This is a genomic window from Streptomyces sp. AcH 505, from assembly GCF_000818175.1.
GTDB lineage: Bacteria > Actinomycetota > Actinomycetes > Streptomycetales > Streptomycetaceae > Streptomyces.
The window spans coordinates 5,390,270-5,397,070 of record NZ_JTIY01000001.1; the positions used below are offsets into that span (position 1 = coordinate 5,390,270).

Annotated in this window: 8 protein-coding genes; 6 read left to right on the forward strand and 2 right to left on the reverse strand. The window is 73.0% G+C overall.

Features of this window, described 5'->3' with window-relative positions; translation table 11 throughout:
* Positions 1 to 1,131 (reverse strand): Na+/H+ antiporter NhaA (gene nhaA / locus HY68_RS24260; RefSeq protein ID WP_041992214.1); only part of this gene is annotated, 1,131 nt, incomplete at its 3' end.
* 90 nt (positions 1,132 to 1,221) lie between these two features.
* Here nhaA and HY68_RS24265 point away from each other — a divergent pair.
* The gene (locus HY68_RS24265; RefSeq protein ID WP_041992217.1) at positions 1,222 to 1,806 is read left to right on the forward strand and encodes a TetR/AcrR family transcriptional regulator; all 585 of its coding nucleotides are present in this window, start codon (positions 1,222 to 1,224) and stop codon (positions 1,804 to 1,806) included.
* A 30-nt stretch (positions 1,807 to 1,836) separates the two neighbouring features.
* On the opposite strand, the gene HY68_RS24270 is transcribed toward HY68_RS24265, so the two are convergent.
* Positions 1,837 to 3,027 (reverse strand): winged helix DNA-binding domain-containing protein, encoded by a 1,191-nt coding sequence (locus tag HY68_RS24270; protein WP_107070219.1) that lies wholly within the window; start codon positions 3,025 to 3,027, stop codon positions 1,837 to 1,839.
* A 68-nt stretch (positions 3,028 to 3,095) separates the two neighbouring features.
* Between HY68_RS24270 and HY68_RS24275 the strand changes: the two genes are divergently transcribed.
* The 5 genes from HY68_RS24275 to HY68_RS44040 all read left to right on the forward strand — a co-directional run.
* Positions 3,096 to 3,542 carry a MarR family transcriptional regulator gene (locus HY68_RS24275; RefSeq protein ID WP_041992223.1) on the forward strand — a complete coding sequence of 149 codons (447 nt, stop codon included), beginning with the start codon at positions 3,096 to 3,098 and terminating at the stop codon, positions 3,540 to 3,542.
* A 59-nt stretch (positions 3,543 to 3,601) separates the two neighbouring features.
* The gene (locus tag HY68_RS24280; protein WP_041992225.1) at positions 3,602 to 4,435 is read left to right on the forward strand and encodes an undecaprenyl-diphosphate phosphatase; all 834 of its coding nucleotides are present in this window, start codon (positions 3,602 to 3,604) and stop codon (positions 4,433 to 4,435) included.
* A 113-nt stretch (positions 4,436 to 4,548) separates the two neighbouring features.
* Positions 4,549 to 4,980: an ATP-binding protein gene (locus HY68_RS24285; protein ID WP_241778667.1), complete on the forward strand. Its 432-nt coding sequence runs from the start codon at positions 4,549 to 4,551 to the stop codon at positions 4,978 to 4,980.
* A 211-nt stretch (positions 4,981 to 5,191) separates the two neighbouring features.
* Complete coding sequence (locus tag HY68_RS24290) at positions 5,192 to 6,412, forward strand: hypothetical protein (protein ID WP_078863755.1); 1,221 nt, start codon at positions 5,192 to 5,194, stop codon at positions 6,410 to 6,412.
* Positions 6,413 to 6,495: 83 nt separating this feature from the next.
* The coding region (locus tag HY68_RS44040) for a hypothetical protein (protein WP_198533331.1) at positions 6,496 to 6,801 on the forward strand (306 nt) is incomplete at its 3' end.

Here is a 6,801-nt window from a genome sequence, read left to right on the forward strand (position 1 = left end):
CGCGCCCCAGCCGACCGGCGGCCGCAGCCGGCCGCCGCTGATCCGGGTGGCCAGCCAGGACGCCCCGAAGATGGCGACCGGCTTGCCGACGACGAAGCCGCACAGGATGCCCAGCGTGATCGGGGAGGTGAACGCGTTCGCCAGCTCGCTCCCGGTGATCCGGATGCCCGCGTTGGCGAGCGCGAACAGCGGCACGATCACATAGCTGCTCCACGGGTGGTACATCCGCTGGAGCCGTTCGTTCGGCGAGATCGCCGAGGCGAGCCCCAGCCGCGCCGAGCGCTCCAGCTCCGGGGTCGGCTGCTCGCGGAACAGCCGGAAGAGACCGCTGGCCCGCTCCAGATCGCTGCGGGCCGCCGGATACGCGTAGGTGAGCAGTCCCATCGCCAGACCGACCACGATCGGGTCGACCCCCGACTCCAGCATGGCCACCCAGGCGACCACCGCGAGCAGCGCGTACGCCCCGCCGCGCCGCAGCCCCGCGAGGGTGATCACCAGGACGACGGCCAGCGCCCCGACGGACACCAGCAGCCCCGGCAGGACGATGTGGTCGCTGTAGGCGACCCCGATGACGACGAGCGCCACGAAGTCGTCCACGACGGCGACCGACAGCACGAACATCCGTACGGCGGCCGGCAGTCGCTTGCCGAGGAGGGCCAGCATGCCCAGCGCGAACGCGGTGTCCGTGGACATCGCCGCGCCCCAGCCGTGCGTCGTGTCGTGCCCGGCGTTGAAGGCGAGGAAGATCCCGACCGGCACCAGCATCCCGCAGATCCCCGCCACGAAGGGGAGCGCGACCCGGCGCCGCTCACGCAGCTCGCCCATGTCGAACTCGCGGCGCGCCTCCAGGCCGACGACGAAGAAGAACACCGCCATCAGACCGCTGTTGACCCACTCGCGCAGCTCCAGCGTGACGCCGTACGAGCCGAGGCGCAGCGCCAGATCCGTCCGCCACACGGTCTCGTACGACGCGAGGCTGATGTTGGCCCAGACGAGGGCGGCGACGACGGCCGCGAGCAGCACGGCCGCGCTGCCCGTCTCCGTACGCAGGAAGGAACGGAACGGCGTGTGCGCGTCGGCGCCGCCCGCTGTCGTACCCGAGTGGTCGGCGCCCGCTGAGGATTCGGTCACTCCGCGATTCTCCCTTTCGGCCGTCGGCCCGCTGCCCGGCGGCGCGCCCGGCGATTGCCACCATACAGACCTGTCTAGTACCGTTGGCGCATGGCGACGAAGTCTGCGGATCGAACGACGGCGCGCGAGCGGCTGCTCGATGCGGCGGAGGAGCTGTTCTACGGAGAAGGTGTCCGCACGGTCGGTATCGACCGGGTCATCGCCCAGGCGGGCGTGGCCAAGGCGAGCCTCTACAACACCTTCGGCAGCAAGGACGAACTGATCCGCGCCTATCTCGAACGGCGCCACGAGCGCTGGGCGCAGCGGATGACGACCCGGCTCGCCGCCGACTACGACACCCCGCGCGAGCGGCTGGTCGGCGTGTTCGACCTGCTGGCCGAGACGTTCGTCGCCCCCGCCTTCAACGGCTGCCACTTCGCGAACGCGAGCGCTGAGGCCACCCCCGGCAGCCCGGTCGTGGAGGCCACCGACTCCTTCCGGCAGGACCGCCGCCGGCTCCTCACCGAGCTGGCCCGTGAGGCGGGCGCCGCCGACCCCGACCAGCTCGCCCGTAACCTGACGCTCGTCTCCGACGGCGCGACCGTCGCCGCCCGGCTGGACCACGACCCGGTGGGTGTCGCCGCCGACGCGCGCGCCATGGCGGCGACGCTGGTCGAAGCGGCCGTCCCCGCCTGAGCCCCGCCTGATCGCCCCCTGCCTCCGGCTCTATCCGGCGGCCAGTTCGTCCTCCAGCCAGGTACGGCCACGGGTGCGCGGGCTGAGCCGTACGCCGGCCAGCAGCGGCGCCAGCCGGTCCGCCTCCGCCCGCACGGCGGCCTCGGCGTCCGCCCCGACGTCCTCCAGGAAGCGGCAGACGATCGTGCCCGCGCCGTCCTGCGCCCAGCCGCCGACGATCCGGCCGTTCCACCACACCGAGGGCCCGATGTTGCCCGCCCGGTCGAACAGCCGGGGCCCGTGCGCGCCGAGGAACCAGCCGCGCTCGTGCCATCCCATCGGGGTCGAGTCCAGCGCGGGCAGCAGCGCGGCCCACGGCTCGGGCTCCGGGGTGTCCGCCAGGTCGTCGGCGAGCAGCAGCCCCGTACCGCCGCCGTCGCCCAGCTCCACCTCCACCGGTGCGAGCCGGGTCAGCGCCCGCCGGGTCTGTGTCTTCGTCCACCCCGCCCACCAGCTCAGATCCTCGGCGGTCGCGGGGCCGAAGGCCCGTAGCCAGCGCTCGGCCAGTGCCGCCTCGGCGTCCTCGGCGTCCCACTCGGCGAGCCCGCCGGGGAACCAGTCGGTCAGCGGCGCCCAGCGGTACTGGTGGGAGGTCCAGGAGCCGCGCGGCCGGCCGCGTACCACCCGGCCTTCGGCGGCGAGCAGCAGCAACAGCCTGCTCGCGACGTTCTGCCGGCCCTCGTAGCTCTTGCCGCGCGACAGCACGATCTGCGTGCTCAACCGGGGATCGTCACCGGCCAGTTCGGCCGCGGTCGCCTCGCCGCGCGCGGTGAGCGCCCGCAGCGCGGCGTCCTCCGCACCGGCGAGCCAGCTCAGCACCCCGGCCTCGTCGTCGGCCACGCCCGATTCGGCCAGATAACCCAGCAGCTTCCGCCGCTCGCGCGCGGCGACCGTACGGGAGCAGGCGGCCTGCAGCACCGGGGCCACGTCGAGCGAGGTGACGAAGACGGTACGGCGCATCCCCAGCAGCCGGATCAGCGAACGGTCCTCGTACAGCGCGCGCTCCACGGCATCGGCGGCGCCGTCGTTCATCCGTACCCAGGCCGCGACATGGACCGACGACGGGTCGGTGCTGTGCAGGGCCACCAGGTCGCGGGCCACCTCCACCGGATCGTCCGCACGCGCCGCACCGGCCAGCCGGTGCCGGACCGCCAGTCTCGCGCGCCGCTGCGCCACCTCGATGCGCCGCACATCCGCTCCCTCGTTCGGCTTGGACCCTTCGGCCCGATCCGTCAGCTTAGGGTGACCGCATGGACGAGACGCCCGAGGACATCACCGAGCGGTCCTCGCTCACCGCACACGAACTGCGGGTGGTCCTCAGCCGGCTGCGCGGCCGGCTCCAGGAGGTCACCGGCGCCCACGATCTCACCCCCGCGCAGACCTCCGTGCTCGGCAGGCTGGCGGGCGGCGCCGCGTCCGCCGGTGATCTCGCGGCGGTCGAGCGGGTCCGCCCGCAGTCCATGGCCGCCACGCTGGCCGCGCTCGACCGGCACGGGCTGCTCCGGCGCGACCCCGACCCGGGCGACGGCCGCAGGCAGCTGATCAGCCTGAGCGACGCGGGCGGCGCACTCGTCCAGGGGCAGGCGCAGGCGCGTGCCGAGTGGCTGGCCGGGGAGATCCAGGAGCGCTGGACCCGGGCCGAGCGCGGCACCGTACGGGAAGCGCTGGCTCTGCTGGACCGGCTCACCCCGGCATGATCCGGTCGCGGCGATCGTCTACAGTGCGGTAGACCATCTGCTGTCCGGAAAGAGACCCGATGAGCGTGATCAGTATCGGCCAGGCCGTGATTCTCGGAGCCGTCGAGGGGGTGACGGAGTTCCTGCCGGTCTCGTCCACGGGCCATCTGAAGATCACCGAAGGGCTGATGGGCATCCCGGTCGACGACGACTCGGTCGTCGGCTTCTCCGCCGTCATCCAGGTGGGCGCGATCGCCGCCGTGCTCGTCTACTTCTTCAAGGACATCGTGCGGATCGTCGGCGCCTGGTTCCGGGGCCTCGCGCACCAGGACGAGCGGCAGAACCACGACTACAAGTTCGCCTGGTGGGTCATCTACGCGACGATCCCGATCGTCATCGTCGGCCTCGCGGCGAAACCGCTGATCGAGGGGCCGCTGGCGTCCCTGTGGGTGGTGGCGGCCTCACTGATCGTCGGCAGCGGGGTGATGTGGGCGGCCGACCAGATGGGCCGGCACCGGCGCGGTGAAGCCGACACGACCTTCAAGGACGCGATGCTGGTGGGCAGTTCGCAGATCCTCGCCCTGCTCTTCCCCGGCTTCTCGCGGTCCGGCGCGACCATGTCCACCGCGCTCATCCTCGACCTCGACCGGGTGGCGGCCACCCGGCTCTCCTTCTTCCTCGGCATCCCTGCCCTCACCGGCGCCGGTATCTACGAGCTGAAGGACGCGCTCGGCACCGGCACCGGAGCCGGACCGCTGGTCGTGGGCACCCTCGTGTCGTTCGTCGTCGCCTACGCGTCGATCGCCTGGCTGCTGAAGTTCGTGGCCAAGCACTCCTTCAACGCCTTCGTGATCTACCGCATCGTGATCGGGCTGCTGCTCTTCGGCCTCCTCGGCGCGGGCGCCCTCAACTGATCCGGGGGCCGGTGCCTAGCCCGGCCGTAACGGGGTATCCGGCCGGTGGTCGCAAAAACTACCCACGCCGACCGCGCGGGTCTCTGGGGGGAGCAGCCATGGAGCGGACTGCATTGAACAGCACACGCGGAGCGGCAGCCGCGAGCCAGTCGCCGAAGGGCGGCATCGCGTTCGACGGCGAACCGGGGATGATCGCCGAGGCGCGTCATTTCACCGCGGATTTCCTCGCCCAGGTCCGCACCGGCTACGGCGAAGCCCTCTCCGCCCGGCTCATCGGCACCGCGCAGCTCGTGGTGAGCGAGCTGGTGACCAACGCGCGCAAGTACGCCGTCGGCCCCTGCCTGCTGGACCTCGAACTCGCCGACGACATGGTCGAGATCACCGTCTGGGACAGCAACTCCACGCTGCCGCTCGCCCGCGCCGCCGACCCCGGCCGGGTGGGCCAGCACGGAATGGAGATCATCCTCTCGCTGTGCGACGGGTTCGACGTACGGCGCGAACTCGTCGGCAAGCGCATCACCGTACGACTCGCGGTCGCCGCCTGAAGGTTCGGCGGCCCCCGGTGCCGGGCATCGTGACAGAGGGACCCGCTCCGGCGGCGATGCCCCGCGCTCACCCTCGGACACAATCAGGTCGATACGGGCCATAAAGCGCCAACGTCCGGGTGAACGGCGGGAGTTCTGCTTTCCGCCGGTGCTCCGTCCCCATACGATTCAGTCGCGCGCGTGCGCGCACGCCGGGGGAGGGGGAGGGACATTGGCGACATCCGAACGCGCCCGGTCCTTCTCGCTGCCAGGTCCCGTGCCGCCCGTCGTGCTCGGCGGGGCGGTCGCGCTGGTCCTGGGCGTCGCCCTCGGTCTCCTACTGGACCCCACGGCGCTGGTCGGCACGACCGGCTACGTGTTCTGCGCCGGTTTCCTGCTCGCCGTCGGGCTCTACGGCAGCACCTACGGCATCGACATCAAGGCGCTCCGCGCCGACCTGGCCGGCGTGCTGGCGGCCGTGACCCTCGGCGTCGTCCTCAAGGCGGCGCTCATCGCCGGCGTCATGGTGCTGGCCTTCGGCCGGCCCGAGTACCTGGTCCTCGGGATCGCGGTGGCCCAGATCGACCCGCTCTCCGTCGCCGCCCTCGGCCGCAGCGGCCAGATGTCCGACCGGGCCCGTTCGCTGCTGACCGCCTGGGCGTCGTTCGACGACCCGATGACCGTCCTGCTGACGCTGTACGCGGCGGGCTACGCCTACACGGCGTCGGGCCGTACGGGCGTGCCCGCCGTGACCGGCGGCGGTACGCGCGGCTACGCGACCGGGCTCGCGCTGAACGCGGCCCTGCTCGCGGTCGTCCTGCTGCTGTGGTGGGCCGGGCGGAAAGCCGCCCCGGCCCTGGCCGCCGCGCCCCGGGGCCGGCGCGCCGGACTCCTGCTCGCCGGGCTGCTGGTGGTGACGATGCTGCTGGTCGCCGCAGGGAACATGCTGATGCTCGCCGTGGCCGTCGCCGGGCTCGTCGTCCGCACGGCGGCGTTCGACAAGATCCTCGGCCGGGCCGTCACGGGCGCCTTCCTCGCCGCTTTCCTCGCCCTCGGACTCTTCCTGGCGCAGGGCGTCCGGCTGTGGCCGGGACTGCTGCTCGGGGTGTCGGCCTTCGCCGCCCAGGCGGTGGTGGCGCTGCTCGTCATGCCGCTGTTCGTACGCGGTCTCGACCGGCGGGACCGGATCGCGCTCGGTCTCGCCCAGCAGAACGGCATCACGGCCGTCCTCATCGCGCTCACCCTGGAACGTGACTTCCCCGGCACGGTCGCCGTCGTCGGCCCCGCCGTGGTCACCGTCAACCTGCTCTACGGCGGCTCGCAGCTGCTGCTCGCGCACCCGCCCCGGCTGTGGGGGTCCGGCCCGCGCGCCCGCCGCCGCAGGACCGGCGGCGAACGGCCCCCCGCACCCGCCGAACCCCAGCCGGCCGGCTGGCCGGACTCCCTGACCTGAGCACGGCCGGTACGGCGGGACACGACAGCCACGCGAGACAGGAAGGACCGGCGCACCGGAGCGGCCGGACGGGGAGGGCGCGCATGAGACAGCGGGAAAGGCGCAGCCGGCGGGCGGCGCCGCTGCGCCGGGCCGTGACCGTGGGACTCCTGTTGACGGCGGTCACCGCGTCGGCCGCCGCCACTGCCGCCGCCGACGACGGCGGCAAGGAGCGCGATGTGCGGCTGGTCTACTGCCTGGACGACTCCCACCGTGCGGGGCTCGCTTCGGCCGGGGTACGGCTGGGCCTGCTGAAGCCCGGTGCGACGGCCGACGGCGCCGTCGAGCCCACCGGCGGGCCGGCCGCCCCGATGACGCTCACGGCGTGGGCCGAGCGGCGCGACGACGAC